The 16,648-nt window shown below is 53.6% G+C and carries 14 protein-coding genes, 1 tRNA gene and 4 pseudogenes; 7 read left to right on the top strand and 12 right to left on the bottom strand.

Going from position 1 to position 16,648, the window contains the following annotated elements; translation table 11 throughout:
- The first annotated feature begins 174 nt into the window (after positions 1–174).
- A tRNA-Pro gene (locus E4O98_RS07285) sits at positions 175–251 on the top strand.
- A gap of 168 nt (positions 252–419) precedes the next feature.
- On the opposite strand, the gene E4O98_RS07290 is transcribed toward E4O98_RS07285, so the two are convergent.
- On the bottom strand, positions 420–1,739 hold the full coding sequence (locus tag E4O98_RS07290) for a site-specific integrase (protein WP_248134536.1): 1,320 nt from the start codon (positions 1,737–1,739) through the stop codon (positions 420–422).
- Complete coding sequence (mobH, locus tag E4O98_RS07295) at positions 1,736–3,622, bottom strand: MobH family relaxase (protein ID WP_248134538.1); 1,887 nt, start codon at positions 3,620–3,622, stop codon at positions 1,736–1,738. The genes E4O98_RS07290 and mobH overlap by 4 nt, the downstream gene beginning before the upstream one ends.
- Before the next feature lie 205 nt (positions 3,623–3,827).
- Here mobH and E4O98_RS07300 point away from each other — a divergent pair, with 205 nt between their 5' ends.
- Together E4O98_RS07300 and E4O98_RS07305 are read left to right on the top strand one after the other, a co-directional pair.
- Positions 3,828–4,316, top strand: a complete 489-nt coding sequence (locus E4O98_RS07300; RefSeq protein WP_248134540.1) for a hypothetical protein — start codon at positions 3,828–3,830, stop codon at positions 4,314–4,316.
- Positions 4,317–4,554: 238 nt separating this feature from the next.
- Entirely contained in the window at positions 4,555–4,935 is a 381-nt protein-coding gene (locus E4O98_RS07305) for a hypothetical protein (protein ID WP_248134542.1), read from the top strand.
- Between the two features lie 68 nt (positions 4,936–5,003).
- Here E4O98_RS07305 and E4O98_RS07310 read toward each other — a convergent pair whose 3' ends face one another.
- The 5 genes from E4O98_RS07310 to E4O98_RS07330 are packed head-to-tail and all read right to left on the bottom strand — an operon-like array spanning position 5,004 to position 9,652.
- Entirely contained in the window at positions 5,004–6,518 is a 1,515-nt protein-coding gene (locus E4O98_RS07310) for a conjugal transfer protein TraG N-terminal domain-containing protein (protein ID WP_248134544.1), read from the bottom strand.
- The gene (locus E4O98_RS07315) at positions 6,515–6,895 is read right to left on the bottom strand and encodes a hypothetical protein (RefSeq protein ID WP_248134546.1); all 381 of its coding nucleotides are present in this window, start codon (positions 6,893–6,895) and stop codon (positions 6,515–6,517) included. The genes E4O98_RS07310 and E4O98_RS07315 overlap by 4 nt, the downstream gene beginning before the upstream one ends.
- Positions 6,896–6,903: 8 nt before the next feature.
- A complete protein-coding gene (locus E4O98_RS07320) occupies positions 6,904–8,265 on the bottom strand; it encodes an integrating conjugative element protein (protein ID WP_248134548.1) in 1,362 nt (453 codons plus the stop codon).
- A gap of 20 nt (positions 8,266–8,285) precedes the next feature.
- Positions 8,286–9,227 (bottom strand): TIGR03756 family integrating conjugative element protein, encoded by a 942-nt coding sequence (locus E4O98_RS07325; RefSeq protein ID WP_248134550.1) that lies wholly within the window; start codon positions 9,225–9,227, stop codon positions 8,286–8,288.
- Positions 9,224–9,652 (bottom strand): TIGR03757 family integrating conjugative element protein, encoded by a 429-nt coding sequence (locus tag E4O98_RS07330; protein ID WP_248134551.1) that lies wholly within the window; start codon positions 9,650–9,652, stop codon positions 9,224–9,226. Before E4O98_RS07330 ends, E4O98_RS07325 begins: the two co-directional genes overlap by 4 nt.
- 283 nt (positions 9,653–9,935) lie before the next feature.
- On the opposite strand from E4O98_RS07330, the pseudogene E4O98_RS07335 reads away from it, so the two are divergent.
- From E4O98_RS07335 to E4O98_RS07345, 3 genes and pseudogenes are all read left to right on the top strand, one after another.
- Positions 9,936–10,232 (top strand): annotated as a pseudogene (locus tag E4O98_RS07335) (DUF4113 domain-containing protein); the annotation flags it as partial.
- A 26-nt stretch (positions 10,233–10,258) separates the two neighbouring features.
- Positions 10,259–10,900: pseudogene (locus tag E4O98_RS07340) on the top strand (SOS response-associated peptidase family protein).
- Between the two features lie 52 nt (positions 10,901–10,952).
- Entirely contained in the window at positions 10,953–11,153 is a 201-nt protein-coding gene (locus E4O98_RS07345) for a hypothetical protein (protein ID WP_248134553.1), read from the top strand.
- 697 nt (positions 11,154–11,850) lie between these two features.
- Here the strand turns inward: E4O98_RS07345 and E4O98_RS07350 are convergent.
- The 3 genes and pseudogenes from E4O98_RS07350 to E4O98_RS07360 form a co-directional block, all read right to left on the bottom strand.
- On the bottom strand, positions 11,851–12,369 hold the full coding sequence (locus E4O98_RS07350) for a hypothetical protein (RefSeq protein ID WP_248134555.1): 519 nt from the start codon (positions 12,367–12,369) through the stop codon (positions 11,851–11,853).
- Positions 12,370–12,414: 45 nt separating this feature from the next.
- Positions 12,415–12,603 carry a hypothetical protein gene (locus E4O98_RS07355; RefSeq protein ID WP_248134557.1) on the bottom strand — a complete coding sequence of 63 codons (189 nt, stop codon included), beginning with the start codon at positions 12,601–12,603 and terminating at the stop codon, positions 12,415–12,417.
- A gap of 219 nt (positions 12,604–12,822) precedes the next feature.
- A pseudogene (locus E4O98_RS07360) lies at positions 12,823–14,459 on the bottom strand (IS481 family transposase); the annotation flags it as partial.
- Between the two features lie 170 nt (positions 14,460–14,629).
- On the opposite strand from E4O98_RS07360, the gene E4O98_RS07365 reads away from it, so the two are divergent.
- Positions 14,630–15,010 carry a DUF4354 family protein gene (locus E4O98_RS07365; RefSeq protein WP_248134559.1) on the top strand — a complete coding sequence of 127 codons (381 nt, stop codon included), beginning with the start codon at positions 14,630–14,632 and terminating at the stop codon, positions 15,008–15,010.
- 459 nt (positions 15,011–15,469) lie between these two features.
- Here E4O98_RS07365 and E4O98_RS07370 read toward each other — a convergent pair.
- Positions 15,470–15,973: pseudogene (locus E4O98_RS07370) on the bottom strand (site-specific integrase); the annotation flags it as partial.
- On the bottom strand, positions 15,970–16,521 hold the full coding sequence (locus tag E4O98_RS07375; protein ID WP_248134561.1) for a GNAT family N-acetyltransferase: 552 nt from the start codon (positions 16,519–16,521) through the stop codon (positions 15,970–15,972). The gene E4O98_RS07375 and the pseudogene E4O98_RS07370, both read right to left, overlap by 4 nt.
- Positions 16,522–16,648 lie beyond the last annotated feature (127 nt).

Here is a 16,648-nt window from a genome sequence, read left to right on the forward strand (position 1 = left end):
AGCGCTGGAATCAAATCTTAGAATCAGAGGTTCTAGCTCTGATTAGAGGCGGTTTTACGGTTTTGGAAAGTGTTAGCGCACTTAGAAATTGCCGTAGACATGCAGCCGTCTGAGGCGAACAGTAGTTTCGGTTCGTCATGATGTCAATGTGCATCGGTTTTGCGATGCGCATTCCGGGGTATAGCGCAGTCCGGTAGCGCGCCTGCTTTGGGAGCAGGATGTCGGGAGTTCGAATCCCCCTACCCCGACCATATTTAATGAAAAAAGGCGTCTTTATGGCGCCTTTTTTTTGTGCCTTGAGCAAAGCCGTACCGTTCGTCTGAAAAAGCAGGATTTCGACCTGGTGCTTTATTCCGGGCAAGCGAAAGCCTCTGGCCAACCAGAATCCCTATAGCCAGTGCGCTTTGACTATCAGCGTACTAGGGCGATGCTCGAGAAAATGATGAGCTTCGCATTGAATGCTCAGTTGAGGTGCGTTTCCTGAATGTGCCGATACCAAGCCCGCTCGCCATTAGCGTCAATAGTAGACTCTGCTCTACTTGATCTACCGGGGGGGCCATAGAGCATGTCATTGACTCGCGATGCAGTTGCGCAGATGCGAGCTCGAGAGCCCTCTGTAGCGCGCTTCGGCCAGTCGACTTGGTCGGCCGGTCAATACTGACCTCTGTGCTGCTAGATTGTTGTGGAGCTGGCAGCTTCTTGGGCTCTGGTGGAGCGGTTTCCTGTGAATGCACACCTATCTTGGCGGGTAAGGGGGCTGAGGGTGTGTCACTTGGATCAACCCGTCTCACTCGGCTTAGAGCGCCCTGAGCCAGGCTTCGCTCATGCAGAACAGCACGCATATGGTCGTAGTCCGCCTCTATGTAATTCATCGTTGTCGCTAGATTCGAGTGATTCAGCAGGCTTTTCGTGAGATGAATGTTTCGCTCAGGCTGCTTCATCAAGTCTGTTGCTAATGTGTGCCTGAAGCGGTGAGGGGTCATGCGCACGCCGATCTTATCGGTGAGCTTGCCGTACATTGACTCCACCTGGTCGATGTTCATTTCCTTGCCATGGAAGTGACGAGAGAATCTGTTGACGTTGAACAGCTGATCGTCTGGTGAAAAACCGATTTTCTCGGCCTCCCCCAGGATCCTGGATAAGTGTGGAGCGAGTCCTTCCATAATGGGGAGGAAAAACTCCCGATGGGTCTTCTCTGTTTCACCGCGGACCAAGATCATCTGGCTGTCCCAGTTGATATCTTTGTAGCGCAGGCACAGCAGGGCATTCAGACGTATGCCTGTGTAATAAAACATCTCGAAGACGCTGAGCCAGAACCAGGCAGGTGTGATCTGGCTACGTTCATGCGTACAACGTTCTTGGCCTACAAGAGATATGAGCCAGTTGCGTGCTCGTTGGATGGCGTCTCCATTGATTGTCTTGCTGGCTCGCTTTGGTGGGATAACGCTGGTTTTCTTGAATGGGTTGATCGTGGTGTGGGTCATCAGGCCGTGTTCTATGGCGTAGCCCCAAACAGTTCGAAGGTGATTTGAATAGGTGTTCCAGCTGCGTTTAGATAATCCATTCTCAAGGACTTTTTTTCGCCATGTCAGAACCGCACGATGATCGATCTCCTCAGCTGAAGCAGTCCGGAAATGCTTAAGTAGTGCTTTGGTCGAGGCACGATAGATCTTTGCACTGGCAGGCCGCAGATCATGGGCAAAGATATATTCCTCCGTCAGATTCGAGGGCGTCGTCATTGTGGCGGCTCCGTTGCTTCTGACTTCAAGGACAGGCTGATATTGTCGAAGGGGACCTCAGAGAAGATTGTTCGCGGGTCTAGAAGTAAGTACCCCTTGAGCTGCTTGGATTTTCGAGGTCCAACAACGTCGCAGGTCCAAATATTCAGACTCTTATGCGTTTTTCGATGAAGTTTTTGTTTCTCGAAACTGCGTTGAACAAGCTGCCAGGCGCTGACTTGCTGTACCTCGGCCTGCTGTTCGATGTGTGGGAACTCAAGGACGTAGCGTTTGAATATTCCAGGCGTTACCAGCATAGCGGTCCCTGCTACGGTATGAACCAGCGCTTTGGTGTCGTTGATAATGATGGTCCGGGATGCGATGCCTTTCTTAAGCCATTCAACAAATCCCTGACCGATCTCGGTGTTATTGCTAGGCATCGGAGTGACTTCTTCGATTATTGCTAAAGGCGCACCTCCTTGATTGGAGGTTTGGGAAGGCTGGATGTCATCCAGTTTCGGAGGCGCGGTATGTGCCGCTGAGACCTCTTTATTTTTGGTGCCTTCTAATGGCTCATTGATATTACCAAGGAGCGCCAGTAGCTCGTCAAATTCATCGGTACTGCTTGAGGAATGCTGCGGGTGTTCGAACGGTGATGGCTGTGCCGGTGCTAAAGGGGCCGGCACAGGGCTGGATTGAATGTCCGAAGGCAACTTTTTTGCCGGTGTGACGACGTTATTTACAGCTGCAGAGTCTTCTGCCGGGTTGCCAGCTTCCACCTCAAGAGTCCCAGCGTAAGCTGCGGGCCGATCACTTGGATCATTCCAGATCAGTGCCGGTGAGAGCTTCAGCAGTGTGAAGGTGTTTCGCCAGCCACGACCATTGTCTATCGTGGCTTTCCAGATTGCCTTGTCTTGGGCATTGGTTTGGATTACCCCCTGATCTTGCAGCATGTTGAAGAAAGGCGCATTCGAACTGGGTACACCTTCAACGCCTTGGGTCAGCAAATAGGCTCGCAATTGATCAGCAATAGGCTTGCTAACCAGCCAAAGAGCATCCTGTGTCAGCCAACCATCTGACGGTCCATCGGGTTGATTCAGTTTGAATGTATCTCGGACCAGGTGACGCAACCCATCTGTCAATTGACGCTGCAAAGACTGTTTGGGCGCGGACAGTGCGCGGGCTGGATTTCCACCGAGTTCCTGTGCGACGGACGCCTGATCGGCTTTGACCACGATCTCTCCCAAAATGCCGGCATGTTCGTACTGACCAGCCAAAATGAAGATTAACTGCGACCACACTTCGGAGAAATTACTGAGCCAATCTAAGATTTCTGAGGAGAGGATCTGCGCGTAGATCAGTGCGGCAGCGGCTCCGTGAAGTTGGTAGTTGCGTCCTTTCACGTAGCGGAATCGATAGGGACGATCGATTGGACCGTGCCAGGGGTGCCAGGTTTTACCTCCTACCAGCTCGACGTGCACGTCGACGGCGATCTTGCCCAGGTCGTGTATAAGAGCGCCATAAGCCGCGGCGGCGGTCCAGGCCTCAGCCTGTGCTGATTGAGATTCCGGCGGTGCGCCTATAGGTAGCAGATAGCTCTGTCGAATTTTCAAGGCATAGGCGACGATTTCAAGCCCGTGGTCCAGCATGCCTCCAGGGTGTGCATGATGGTGGTTTTGCGAAGCAGGGAGCTGCTGGACCAACTCCGCGTAGCGCTCAAGTGGACGCCGATAGAGCTCGACAAACTGTGAGCGAGATAACGATGCGCGCTGCCAAATGTTCTCCAGTAGTTTTTGACGGCGTGGCGATGCCAGTAGTGCTTGGCTAGTGGCCGGCTGTATAAAACCGTTAGGGGAGGGGCTTTGGGCGGGTAGCCCTTTATTGCGGCGGAAAATAGAGAACATCGCCTGCTCCGTAAATGATTCATGGGGCAGGCTTTTCTCCTATCAAAGGGGGAGCGAGCAAGGGGAAAGGATCACTGGTGGTCTCGGGTATTTCTTTTGGCGAAGAGCCATCTTTCTATGGTGGTGACGGAGAAAGGAATGCAGAATTATCGTCGTTTCGGTCTAAGGGCACGGTGCCGCAGATCGACCATGTGAGGAAAAAATGATGGTTTCACTTCGCTACGCTACGAAATCAACCTCAGATAATGTTTGGGCACTTTGTGATTTGATACGTGACAATAAGTGTGACGAGATCATTCTTTTTGCTAGCGTAGGGAATGATATTGACGATGAAGAAGCAAGGTGGAACAACAACCTTCCTCTGGTTGTCGCCTTAGCTAAATATATTATTCCTCACGTTGATAGCGTCTTGGTCGTTTTTGATGGAGTGTTTCTAACCGCTGCGCGTTCCGCTCGTTATGGTGAAGTACGTGAACTGCTGGATGTAGCTATTGCGTCTGACAAGGTTTATTACTCTGGGCAGAGAGCCCCACTTACTAGCGAAATGACGCCTGATCAGGCAGTTTCAACGCTTCTCCATTTAGGTCCTATCCAACCTTTGACGTCTGAATCCAGAGCCGATTACTTTTCTTTGCTTAGTAATTTGACAGAAGCCGAGTTAGTTGAAAATTTTCCGACTCGGGAGATGCGTTGATGAGATTGGACCTTTTTCCCGCTGAAAGCGGCCCTTTCGGGTAAGGCTTTTACCCTTGTGAACCATTCCATTCGCTTCTACAGAACCCTTTACCTTTTGGGCCATTTCTGCGGTGAAAACGGGCGGGCGTTAGGTGCCGAGGGAAACGGCCGTTTGTCTCATGATCTTGCGGCAGAGAAAAATCGGTATTATAAGTAATGTCATATCGCCCCTAGATGGGGTTAGAAGGGGACGCACCATGACCACGCAGACCTCTCAGGGAGTAGCAAGTCGCTTAGGCTATGGCCTGGGTCAGGCTGTGCGCCTCGTTTGGTGCAGTCAGAACCTCACCGTGCGCTGGGTCAAGCGTCTGGCACTGATCGCAATGGCAGTGTATTTTGGAGCTTTGCTGGCACACGCGTTCATGGCAGTCCTGACTGTTGGTTTTATCCTGCTAGCCTTAACCGTAGGGGACTTTTCGAGACTGAGGGGTGTTGGCAACTCTGGCGATCAAGATGCCCCATATGGCAGAAATGTATTTGGTCAACCGTTAAACTCATGGGGAAACGTCGAAGGTGAAATTTCTGATGAAGATAGTTTACTTTCCGAACGCAACTACGACGATAATTTTTTCCATTAACTCAACTCCCTAATTCCGTTGACGGATCCCCTCTATGAAGGATGAGCGGATCCGTATATTTCCTAATTTTATGTTATTGCTTTTTTGACAATATCTCCTCCTCCTGAGCCAGCTTTTTCTACCGGTTGCGCACCACGTGAGAGCCCCTCCAACACTTTACCTGCACTAATTCCTGCCCATCCGAGTGCGCCCATCCAAAATATTGGCAGGATAATAAATATTGCACCCATCACGAAGTTCAATACTGCGTCTTGCGTGGCAGTGTTCAAACCCATCACTGGATCAAATGATAAATGCGGAGAGCCGGCTCCATATAAAGCGTCCAGTATTGTGGTATCGACCCATCTAGCCAGTTGAAACCAGAAGTCCACGAATATCAGAGCGAAAAAAACAACGGACATAGTCATGGCCACTTTTAGTTGGTAAGCCCCGACAATTAGCACCAAGGGAATGCAAATCACCATCGCCATTTTCAAGAACGCCATGACCATCGGTAGCGCCTGGCGAACCATGTCCATCGCTGGAAAATAGGCCATAGATCCTAATGCAACCCCGAGAGTCCCCGCTGCCCGGGCTGCACCATTCCACACAGTTCCGTCGATTTGTCCCCCGTAGTCCGTATAAACATCCCCTTTCACCTGGTTCGACGGCGAGACCAGTTGCCGGACAAGCGAGTCAGTGACTTCTTCCGGGGACAACCATTTTGCCCAGCCGAGCATTTTGGTCATGAGGTCCGGCGACACTTGAGCCTTGATACGATCCCGCAGCCCCACTCCGCTATCCGACCACCATTGTTTGCACGTTGGATAGCCCCCACCTCCACTCACTTGTGGTAAACCCACATCGCGAGATGCGTTATAGGGCCATGAGACCCTTGGAGTTTTGGAGTAATCCGTGTCGTAATAACCCGAGGTGTTCAATAAATAGTGCGAACCAATCCAGCTGAGTTCCTGCGTAAAACGAGGGTCATTCCCTTGCGCACCCAATTCGGGTTGGCGCATGAATAATCTGGCGCGGGAGGGTCCATAGCAATCGTGCGTGAAGTCGCCAATTTCCTGAGCCAATAGCGGGTTGTTGATCTTCGTGTTGCTAACTTCCATGCGTACTTGCCGTAGATCAGTTCCGCAGGGAATTGCTGCTACGGCGCCACTGGTTAATCCCTTTGATAATGCATGCATTAATGCCCACCACATGGGCATCTGGGCACTCTTTCCTGCCAGTGAGCTGAATGTAGTGTTCCAGCCTGTGTCTGTGGGTTTAGGTAAGTTGTATTGACATTGCTGAGCTCTACTCTGGTCAAATGCCAAGGTATCAAAACTCACATTGACGGCTGGTACAGCGAAGAATGCGACGACGATGTAGCCAACGTAGATATTGGTCTCGATACGTGCCAGTGAGAGAACGCCTTTGTTGCCCTCATCGGCCCCCTCACCACGGACTTTCAGCCACTCTCGAATAACGATGATGCAGAAGGGCAGGGCGAATAGTCCGGTATCTGAAATCATCGCCCAGATACCGTTGTTGATGATCCAACCGACCAACGTCAGGTAGTACTCCAAATAATCATTGGTGTAGAGCGTCACAAGTCACCCCCTGCCTGATACAGCACCTTGCTCAGCTCAACCATCAGAAATAATAGGACCACCATTACCTCGATCTTCAACAGGCCTTTGCGCCGTTTCGAGCGTTCTGAGTTCGATAATCGAGCCTTGAATTTGAAACAGGCAACGGCCAGTGCGATATAAAGCATCAGGCGCCACGTAAAGAGCGGCCAGTAGTGGTTGGTACGCCAGGCTTGCCATTGCTCAGCGCTGTCGAACATGTTCATCAAGGCAGCGCTGAGTAGTACTACGAGGGCGGTAGTCGCGAGCAAAACACCCAGAACAAGTAGAATGCTCCTCCCGGTTTGTCTAACCAGCGAGCGGTTGGGGGCGGTGACAGGCTCCGGCATATCGGTCATGGCCTTTCTCACTGTTTGTTCTGGGCGGGTGACTGCAACTGGTCTAATCGATCAGTTTCTGGTGCTCCCGAGGACACACCACGAGAGTCTTCTGCTCGTGCTTTGCTGCGTTCAATGATGGTCAGAGGCGAGTTCTTCGCGAGCTGCTGACGCATGTCCAGTTCCATTTTGAGGTTGCCGATCTCCTGTTGCAGCGAGGAGCTCTGCTGGCCGACTGCCTGGACGGCGAGGTCATTAGCCGCGACGTTCGGTTCCCGACTGCCTGCCATCAAGGTGCGCTGCAGGGTCAGAGCTTTCTCCAACACATCGGACAACGCGACTTCGGAGGCAAGCCGGCGAGCGAGTACGTCCTGGTCGCGCTCATCCTTGAGTGCTGCTACAACGCCTCGGGTGATGGGTAACGAGTTACTGCTCGCTGCTTCAAGGTTTTCTAGCGACAGCGTTTTGCTTCCGCTCAGTAGTTCCTGCAGGGCCTTCAGCTTGATGTCGTACGTTTCCTGGATCAGCGGCGTGAGGCCTACGCCTGCGGCTGTCACCGTTTTAGGGCAACTGTCACAGGTCTGCTGTTGTTGTTCACCCAGGACACGATTGGCAAAGGTGGTGGCTTCCTGGGGCGATGACCAGACATTGCACACCATGCCGTTGTTGCAGTTCGCTTTACTGATGGATGCGGTGTCGCCGGCCGCGCGCTTGTTCAGAAGGTTGTAGCCCGCCTTGGTGACGTCGCCTACGATACGAATTGGCTTCTGACCGGAACCACCTGCTCTATCACCACCAACCCAAGTGACGCCATCGTTTCCACCTTTCTTTTCGACTTGTTCCACCGCCGATACTGCGTCTGTGTTGGATGTTAGCGCCTGACTCATAGCCTGACCTTCAGCAAGCTTGCCCCAGCCCATTTGGTTACCGGCGATATCCGCCATCTTTTCGCCAATGGCGCGGCAGGTGCCTTTGGAGCGGTCGAAGTCCAGGCGGGCCTGCAAAATGCCGTTTGTGATGAGGTTGTATAGCGCCGGGTTCGCACGTTGAAGAATCAGTGCCGGCAGCGAAGCCACGGCGCTGGTGGCGCTCTGTACCACCGAGCTCATGATGTTTTTGAAGCCGGAAGTGGCACCATTCAATTGGTTTTCAAGGGTTGTGCTCAGGCTCATGTTTCCGCAGATTAGATTGGTATTCCAACCGCCTCCCACAGAAATACTATCCATGTTGCCTGCGCTCCCCATGGTGACTGCGTTGCCGCCGCCAATGCTATACAGCACGTTGTCCCCAATGACGCTTCCGGAGGATGAGACGTTGATTGGATCAGCAGAGAGCGCTATTGCACTGCTGAGGCTGCAGGCGAGCCCTATCGCCAAGGTAGTGAGTTTCATGCTTTGCTCCGATCGCTGTTTCATTGGAAGTCCGTACTGCCGAGGAAGGTCTGGCCACGACGCTGGCAACACGAATAAGGGCGCCAGAGTGCCCAGGCGTAGCCGCCATCCTGCGCATCGATGTTCGGACCGATGGTGGGAAAGGTTGCGCAAGTCGGGTTGAGGACTGGGGTGAGCGCTTGCCACTTACCAGTGGAGGCGTCACCTTCGCGTAGCGGCCCTGCAGGCCAGTAGCCGGGGTAGGGAAGGGCGAGCATCGGCAAGTAGACATGGACCTGGCCTGGGCGGGTAACCACGTCGCCGGCACGCTGCGCAATAACTGCGCCCGTTTTGTAGTCGTCAGTCTGGTTAAGGGAGCCGCTACGCGGGTAGACGTTCCCCCAGCCGCTTGCTGAGAGCAGGCTACCGACTTCACGCATGCCCGGAATGAGTGCTTCGGGGTATACGGATTCCGGTACGCCGTATCGCCAAGCAATGGGGTCAAGGGTGCTCAGAAAGTAAGGCACAAGCGGTAAGGTTGCGCCTTTGCATACATAGCCCGAGGCGCTGGCAAACTGACTCAACGCCGCACCACCTGGATGGCCGATGACATCGGCTTCCTTAAATTTGATGATGTTGTTCTCGGCAACGTGATTGGTAGTGCCGTCGTTGCCCGCTTGGGCCATCGGATTTGGGGTGCCAAGAGGTGACATCTCTATCCAAGGGTTCATCCCGGTATTCGCATATGCAGACACCACAGCGTCCGGTACGTAGTGACGAACCTTGGTCGAGGTTTTGACTTTGCATCCGAATGGCGTGCAGAGCAGCCAATAGCAGATGCCGACCACTTTGTACTCCAGGCAGGTTGGTGATAGGGTCGAGGCAATAATCGCTGCCGAGTTGATCGCAGCCGATGCACTGAATGACAGGCTGAAAGTGATAGCCAGCGACAAAGGCCGGATCGCAAAACGTGAGCGTCTCATCGTGACAGGCTCCGTGCTCGTTCAATCAACGCGACGGCTTTAGCTACGTCAGGCTCGCCGTACACGACGTAGCTACGATCTACGATCACGGCTGGGAGTTTTTCGACTCGCAGGCTCCAGGCGTCTGTGACGCCCTGCTGGGCTTGGGCCAGCTCGTTTTGCAGATGCTTCCCAGCAGGGCTGACCAGGTAGCGTTGAATGGCCGCTTCTGCCTGGCGTGGATCGGGGGGTAGTTGGTTGGAAAGTTGTTCTTCAAGGCACTGCTGATCATCCAGGAAGATGACGCGAGCGCCAGAAGGTGCGGATACTGGATGTGCTCGGTTTGTAATGACCCACGTCTCCGCGTGGGACGCAGTGGACAAGAACAGTAGCAGTGAAAACAGCCAGCGCCGCGTTCCGCTAAGGTGGGTAAGGATCTGGAGCATGGCACCGTACCTGATATGGATTCAGGTACAGAAGACCGGATGGCTGTCTTGAGCGCAGTAAGAAATAGGAATTTGGAAGCTTTGGGTATTTGAGAGCGACGAATTCGTGTGGGTTGGATTAGAGATGGCACTTGGTCGGCTCAAATTGACGACGCAGTGAGTACGCAGTTAACTGGCTATCCATACAGTAACTATTCAGGCCAAGTTTATGAGCGCGACCCTTCTTGGTCCCATCGCCGGCGGTGGCCATTCCCTGCCGATGTACTCCAATCCTGTCAAGGTGGCAACTCAGGCGGTGGAACGCCTGTTCCGCCCAGGGTTCCGACACAGCAAGGCTGAAATTTTGTTGATGGATCTTCGTCAACCAGGTGAGTTCACTGACGACCTGTTCGCGCACACGCAACCAGCTGCAGCGGACAAGGTGATGAGCGTACTCGATGAAATCAACAGCCGATGGGGCCGTGGAACGCTGCGCGCTGCAGCGGTGCCTGCTGCGCCGGCCTGGGCGATGCGTCGTGAGTTGATGAGCCCGAACTATACCACCAGGCTTGATCAGCTCTGGACGGTAAATGCCAATTGAGGCGTCAGGATTGAGGGAGTTTCAAAATGTGCAGTCATTACGAAGCACCGGCGCCGCAGCGGGTAGCTGCAACCTTCGGCGTTGAACCTTATGAACAGGGCAAGCTGAATCTGTGGCCAGGCTACACCGGGCCATTCATCCGCGGCGTGGAACACGTCGACCTCGAGGCAGAGTCGCCGGCGCCGAATGAAGTGCTGGCAGGCTCGTTCGGGCTGATCCGGTCCTGGCGCAAAGACACCAAAATCGTACGGCACACCTACAATTGCCGATCAGAGACTGCGAGTGTGAAATCATCTTATCGCACCGCCTGGCGTCAGGCCCGCCACTGTATTATTCCAGCAGTAGCCATCTATTAGCCTGACTGGCGAACGGGCAAACCGATTCCCACGCGTATAGTCCGGTCGGATGGGGAGTTGATGGGAATTGCCGGTCTGTGGGAAAAATGGCATGAACCGGGTACCGATAGGATCCTGCATAGTTTCACGATGCTCCCGATCAACGCGGATGACCATTCCTTCATGCGCAACTACCATAAACCCGAAGATGAGAAACGAATGGTGGTTATCCTTCCCAAGGGACTTTATGGCGATTGGTTGAAAGCCTCGGCTAGCGATAGTATGGAGTTCATGCGTCAGTATCCGGCTGATCGCATGGTCGTAGCGATGTGATACGGGGCTGCAGATGATGCATAGTCCGCCAGATGAAAACGAGAGTGACTGTATGAACCGAGACGAAATGCTTCAACAGATACAGGAGCGGTTTGAACTGCATCTGCAAATCACCTCCTTTTCTGTGAAACTTTTGCCAGCAGAGCCGGAGCCCGAAACGAATCCTCGCGATAAGGAATCGAGCCAGCTTGATCATGCGTCTGCCCAAGACCTGGCTGATATTGAAAAGGAAATTCCGCAGTACACTCAATAGAGGTATGCCGGGTTGGCCGGCACACCACAAACCAGGATGCACCGACGGCTTTCATATCAATTAGGGACGACGATATGTCCAGCGCTGCAATGAAGTACATGCCAGATAATGCGAGAGCTTTGATCGTAATTGTTGCTGTAATCGCGCTCGCGGTCACTGTTTATATCGTCCAGCGTGACGAGGCTTAAAACAACTTGCGGAGCGTGATGCTCGATGCCAGCAAGAGCAGGCCAATCCTTCTGTCACCTTTTCAGAAGTCCGCAGATTGCATCATCTGGCGAAAGCCGGGTAACTATTAAAGGATGGGCTCCGATATGTATGATTAAACGACCCCCGAAGAACGTCGCTACACAGAACTGCTAAAGGCCATTGACTCGGTCAAGGCTCCTTTGTCTGTAATGGCACTAATAGACCTTCTCGATGAACTGTATTCGAAAGAAGAACGGAGAGTGCTGTATTCTGAGTATGGAGCGCTATGCAAAGCAAGCCATGCTGGTTATGAGGCCCTTATGTGTAGCGGCTCGCGTTTGAAAACACGTGGGCTCGCATTCAGCGTCATTTCTGGCTCACATTAACTGCATCCAGCCAGAGCCCCCGGCTCACATTAATTGCAAATGAGCTTGCATTCGACGGCGTAGGCTCGCATTTCACCGCGGGGGGCTCACGCTATCTGCAAATGACCAGCGGAGGTTTTCGGTCACAGAGGAATGCCGGCCGCGAGCATCTTGTCGCGTAGCTCGGTCGCCCGTTCGAGGTCCAGTGTGTTATTGAACAGCGCCTTGAACTCGTGCGGCTTGGCACTGAATTGCTCCACCAAGTCCTTCATGTGATATCCATTGCGCGTCAACGTGGGCTCAAGGTCATCGATATGTCCTGAGAGTACCGACTCGACGACATCCACCGACACAGGGAGTTCGCCGGTCTGGTACCCAGCCTCTAAGGCCAGCGTCAGGTGAAGTTGAACTTGCAGTGGTGTCCGCAGCTTGCTCGCGAGCATGTCGATGGCATCGTCCGTCAGGATTGACTCGCTAGCGTCTTCCGCTCCAGTGCAGGTATGTAATAACCACTCGATATACTCGCGCTGTGCCCCAGTAACGCCGTCCAGCGAGAACACATCGGTACGGGCGCCGATTTCCTCCATGTTGTCCTTGCGCAGCTTAGGGTGGCCCGCAAGCACTACCGAACGCAGTCCATCCACGCCTTCGGCCAGTTCCATCAGACGTTTCAAACCAGTGAGGGTGTGCCCATTCAATTAATGCGCCTAATCGACGAACATGACGATGGGCTTCTTACCCTTTAAAATTATTTCTTGAAGCGGTCGGTCCCGGCGCTCGATCTTCTTGAGAATTTGCACCTGCTTTTCGGACGATAAGTCGTAATAAAGAGCCTCTATCAACGTGGCCAGTTTGATGTTGTGCTTATCCACGTCGACACATTTGGAGACGATCATTCATTTTTCGTCTTGCAGCATCTTGGTCAACCGGCGTAGCAGCACTGTCTTGCCGCTGCCGATCACACCACAGATTGCGACCAAACGACCTTCCTGCACCGCTCCACGAACGTCCTTTATCAGATCCTTGTGGTGTTCAGTCTCATAGTAGCCAGCCTGCTTGAACGGCACCGTCAACCCGAAATGCTGCATCACTTCAGCCCGCATGTTGAGCTCCTTTTTGTGTCGGAAATATTCGCGCACGCGCTCCAGAACGACACGGCGCATAAGCGTTTCGGCCAGCACCTGATCAATGAGTACTTTGTCCTCAGCCACAAACTTGGCCAGCGGTTTGGCAAATTCGTCAGCGATAGCCAACTTGGCAGCAATCACTGTCGGATAGTGGTATTCGTCGGCATGCGCGTCGAACGGCTGACGTGGAATGTCCGCCGCGGACATGGGAGTATCAGACAAGCGCACGTCGGTGCCAGATATTGCCGCAATCGGCAATCCAAGCTGGTCGGCCAGTAAACGGATACGGTCTGCGCGCTCATCCGCCTTGGTTCGTTTGAATGCCCGATACCGGCGCAGCGGAATAGGACTGTCTACCGGATAATAGGGGGGCGAAGCGCTCGCCTTCATATTCGGCGTACAACTCATCGTCGAACAGGCCCCACAACAAAATCGCATGGTCTCCGGCCATGCCGGGCTCAAGCTCATACTGTGTACCATCAATGGTAATACGCGCATCGATGCCAACCTTGCGCCGTTCCGGCTCGCGTGCAAAACGACAAAACTGCTCCCACGTACACATCTCGCGCAGGCCATCATCTGGTAGCATAGTGAGCCAGTCCGCCATGCGGGTGCGCGACTCTGAACGATGACGCTGCTGATTGTAGGTGTGCACCAGATAGTGCGACAGCCATTTGTCCGCCTGCTGCTCAGTTTCCGGCTTGTGGAAGTGGTACAGCGTCTCATGCGCCTCCTTGACCGTACGAAACGGACGTTCGACCTTTCCCTTGGATCGAGCCGTTGTTCGCATCCCGTCCTTGCCAGCAGGCAGGTGCGTCTGCCATTCAATCGCGAGCGCTTGCATCACATTCTGAAACACGCGAGATTTAGCGACAGGGCCATTGTCGAGATAGATCACCTTTGGTCGGCCCTGGAATGGATTCTCGGCGTCGGCCTTTACCGCCGTGGCATTGAACAGAAAACGCAATGCTGTTTCTGCATCCTCACCGAAGATGCAGTGGTACTCCTGGTAAGCAGTACCACTGTGGTCATCGACCAGACTGAAAATCGCCAGTGTAGGCTCGCCCTTACTAGGGTCGATCCAGTTTGGCTTGTCGATGCGCTTGAGATCGGACGGAGATATATCGAACTGCCAGCAAGCGTTGCTTTGCTCCGTCTGGAAGCGCACCGCAGGTGGCTCTAGCGTCAAATGCGCATGATCCAAGTGCCAACGATCCAGATAGCGATTGACGGTAGTCTTGTTCAACAGCCCCTTTGGGGGCCTTTATTAAGTCTTGCTTCGTCTCAACACCGAAATCCTCCAGCAGTTTGATTGCGTTGGCTGTAGAAAGAGGGCGGTTGTTCTTGTTGGTGGTGCGCAGTTTCAAAGCCGCGACCAGATCGCAATAGCGCTCTAGCTCGGCTTTTGGGAGTTTGCGTGGTTTGCTGTGGTCAGCGCGATGTACTGCGTGCGGTTTGTTGAAAGCATGCAATGTACGGTGGACCGTGGTAGACGACATGCCGTATAGCTCGGCAACGGCCTGCACCTGTCTGGCGCGCTCAGGACTTTTGCGTGGCAAAAGATCCAATCGCTGCCGCAACTGCAACAGCGAGTCGACAGAAACAGAATTCTGCGGGGGGCCCAGGTCCAGGACTACGGTACGAATTGGATCTGGACATACAAGCACGAAAGCTCCAAAATGGCCTTGGAGGTATTACCTCCAGACAGAGGTTGGCCGTGGCGGCCTGATCTCTACTTCTGACGAGTATTAAAAACGGGTGAATTCCCGTATCTTGGCTAAAGAAAGGACTTGAAATGAAAGCTTTTACTATTATTTTCTCTTCGGCTCTTGCCGGTTTCTGCTTTGCTGCAAACGCCGCCAATCCTGATAATGTTGCAGTGTACGCCACAGAACAATCCCAAGGTTCAATGTCTATTGAGGGCAAAGACGCCTACACTAAAACCTTCGAGGTATCAGTGGCAAAATTATCAGGCGGTAGTATCGATTTATCAAAGCTTTGCCTGAAGGCTTACTCTCCTGACAACAAAGAATTCAAGATCGATACGGTTGATGAAAAATTGAGCGCAGGCACGCTGAAAGAAGGAGAGCTTGTCAAAGGAATCGCTGTATTTGCTTCTGAAAACGATGCAGTCTTCAAAGCTGCCCTAGTAAAAATCTCTCACGATTGTAAATAAATTGAAATAGCAGTCTTTTAGCTTAATGCCAATGGTTTAAGGACCGGTTGAGCGAGCCGGTGGTTGGTGTAAAGAGGGCCGATGTTCAAACATAGGCCCTTTTAAATTGGAACTTTCACAGGCTCGGCATTATCAATGCTGTCCGCGTTTTACCAGGTTCAGAGCCTCGCTGACCTGTTCTCACCTGACCTTACTCAGCAGGCTTTCTCCCACCTGTGCCGACCACGAGCTGCTGGGCTTAAGTGCACTTTCTGTTCCGTTGCTCCCCAACCCCTTGTTCAATAACACGCTGGACCTCGAACGGCCGACTGAGCTGCGCGACAAGATGCTCGCGGCCGGCATTCCTCTGTGATCCAAAATTGTCGCTGGTCATTTGCAGATAATGTGAGCCCGTCGCAATGAAATGCGAGCCCGCGCCGTCGAATGCGAGCCCGAGGGTTTTCAAATGCGAGCCGCTACACGTAGGCCGTGGTACAGCAGCACGGCCAAAATAGCGCGGTCACGCATGCCCTTGAGCGTCCAGCCATCCGGCGCGGACAATAGCAATTTAGCCTGGTCATCCCCGAGTGCCGGCGTCTTGCCTTCGTTGGTCTCAATCCGTGGCCGTTTCACGCCGTGCACGGGATTGCCGCCGGCGACTGCATTGTTCTCCAGGAGGTGATCGAACAGGCTGGTCAGCGCGGCCAGTTTGCGCCGGATAGTGGCCCCGGCCAGGCCCCGGGTTTCCAACTGGGCGCGCCAGGCCAGCACGTGCGCGCGGGTGACCGCGCGGAGTTCATCAGCGCCGGAGAGCCCGACAAAGCCGCAGAAGTCTTCCAGGTCATTTTGATAGGCGCGGCGGGTGCGCGGATTGTCGATATTGGCGAACCATTCCACCGCTGGCGGCACTTCGGCCAGCTGCTGGAACTCAACGATGCTCAATCGGCGTTCGCTGGGGTTGGCGTGGTGGATCAGCGAGTTCATAAGTCTTTCCAGGTTTCGAAGCGTGCCTGAATCTGGGGCCATTCCGGTGACGCTTTCAGCTCCCGTATCAAGCGTTCATGCTCGGGTTCCGGCACCAGGTGCTGCCAGCGTTGTTGTTCCAACTCCATTTGATCTGCGCCGCGCAGCTCGTCCTTTATCACGGCGCCGGACGCTGCAAACCGTCGGCGGGCCCGGTACCAGAACCCATCGGATGAGGTGTATTGATACAGCGGCACAATCGGCACCTGGTGTGTGCGCCACAGGTTCCACAGCACACCCAGGCCGAGCCCCTGCCGCCGATGTGTAGGGTTGATTTCCAGCATGTTGATGTACAGCCGATCGCCGAGGGGATTGATGCCGTAATCGACATGGCCAACGCGATGGCCACCGACCTCGATGTCGTCCAGGTAGTCGGTGCCGGGAAACACAAAGTTACCCCGGGGGGATTCTTGCCGGCGATTGACCAGATGCACGCGGTCGGCCTCCTTATTCAGGTTTCTTACCGCACGTCTACGAAAAAAGTCGCGCATCGGCTCAAAAATCGACATACGGCGAACCCTGTTCAAAAGTCTTGATAACCTATTTTATCATGACTTTTCAGGGCCTCGATCAACACGGCGGCCTATGTCTTTGAGTGACCGGAATCGGAAATTTGATCACAACAAGAACTAATGC

This window comes from Pseudomonas sp. W2Jun17, from assembly GCF_023127795.1.
Classification (GTDB): Bacteria; Pseudomonadota; Gammaproteobacteria; order Pseudomonadales; family Pseudomonadaceae; genus Aquipseudomonas; species Aquipseudomonas synxantha_A.

Coding starts and splice junctions, on each gene's coding strand:
- E4O98_RS07320 (WP_248134548.1), bottom strand. CDS start 8,265: ATGAAACTCACTACCTTGGCGATAGGGCTCGCCTGCAGCCTCAGCAGT.
- E4O98_RS07355 (WP_248134557.1), bottom strand. CDS start 12,603: ATGATCGTCTCCAAATGTGTCGACGTGGATAAGCACAACATCAAACTG.
- E4O98_RS07315 (WP_248134546.1), bottom strand. CDS start 6,895: ATGACCGATATGCCGGAGCCTGTCACCGCCCCCAACCGCTCGCTGGTT.
- E4O98_RS07325 (WP_248134550.1), bottom strand. CDS start 9,227: ATGAGACGCTCACGTTTTGCGATCCGGCCTTTGTCGCTGGCTATCACT.
- E4O98_RS07375 (WP_248134561.1), bottom strand. CDS start 16,521: ATGTCGATTTTTGAGCCGATGCGCGACTTTTTTCGTAGACGTGCGGTA.
- E4O98_RS07305 (WP_248134542.1), top strand. CDS start 4,555: ATGACCACGCAGACCTCTCAGGGAGTAGCAAGTCGCTTAGGCTATGGC.
- E4O98_RS07365 (WP_248134559.1), top strand. CDS start 14,630: ATGAAAGCTTTTACTATTATTTTCTCTTCGGCTCTTGCCGGTTTCTGC.
- E4O98_RS07290 (WP_248134536.1), bottom strand. CDS start 1,739: ATGACGACGCCCTCGAATCTGACGGAGGAATATATCTTTGCCCATGAT.
- mobH (WP_248134538.1), bottom strand. CDS start 3,622: ATGTTCTCTATTTTCCGCCGCAATAAAGGGCTACCCGCCCAAAGCCCC.
- E4O98_RS07350 (WP_248134555.1), bottom strand. CDS start 12,369: ATGGAACTGGCCGAAGGCGTGGATGGACTGCGTTCGGTAGTGCTTGCG.
- E4O98_RS07300 (WP_248134540.1), top strand. CDS start 3,828: ATGGTTTCACTTCGCTACGCTACGAAATCAACCTCAGATAATGTTTGG.
- E4O98_RS07345 (WP_248134553.1), top strand. CDS start 10,953: ATGAACCGAGACGAAATGCTTCAACAGATACAGGAGCGGTTTGAACTG.
- E4O98_RS07330 (WP_248134551.1), bottom strand. CDS start 9,652: ATGCTCCAGATCCTTACCCACCTTAGCGGAACGCGGCGCTGGCTGTTT.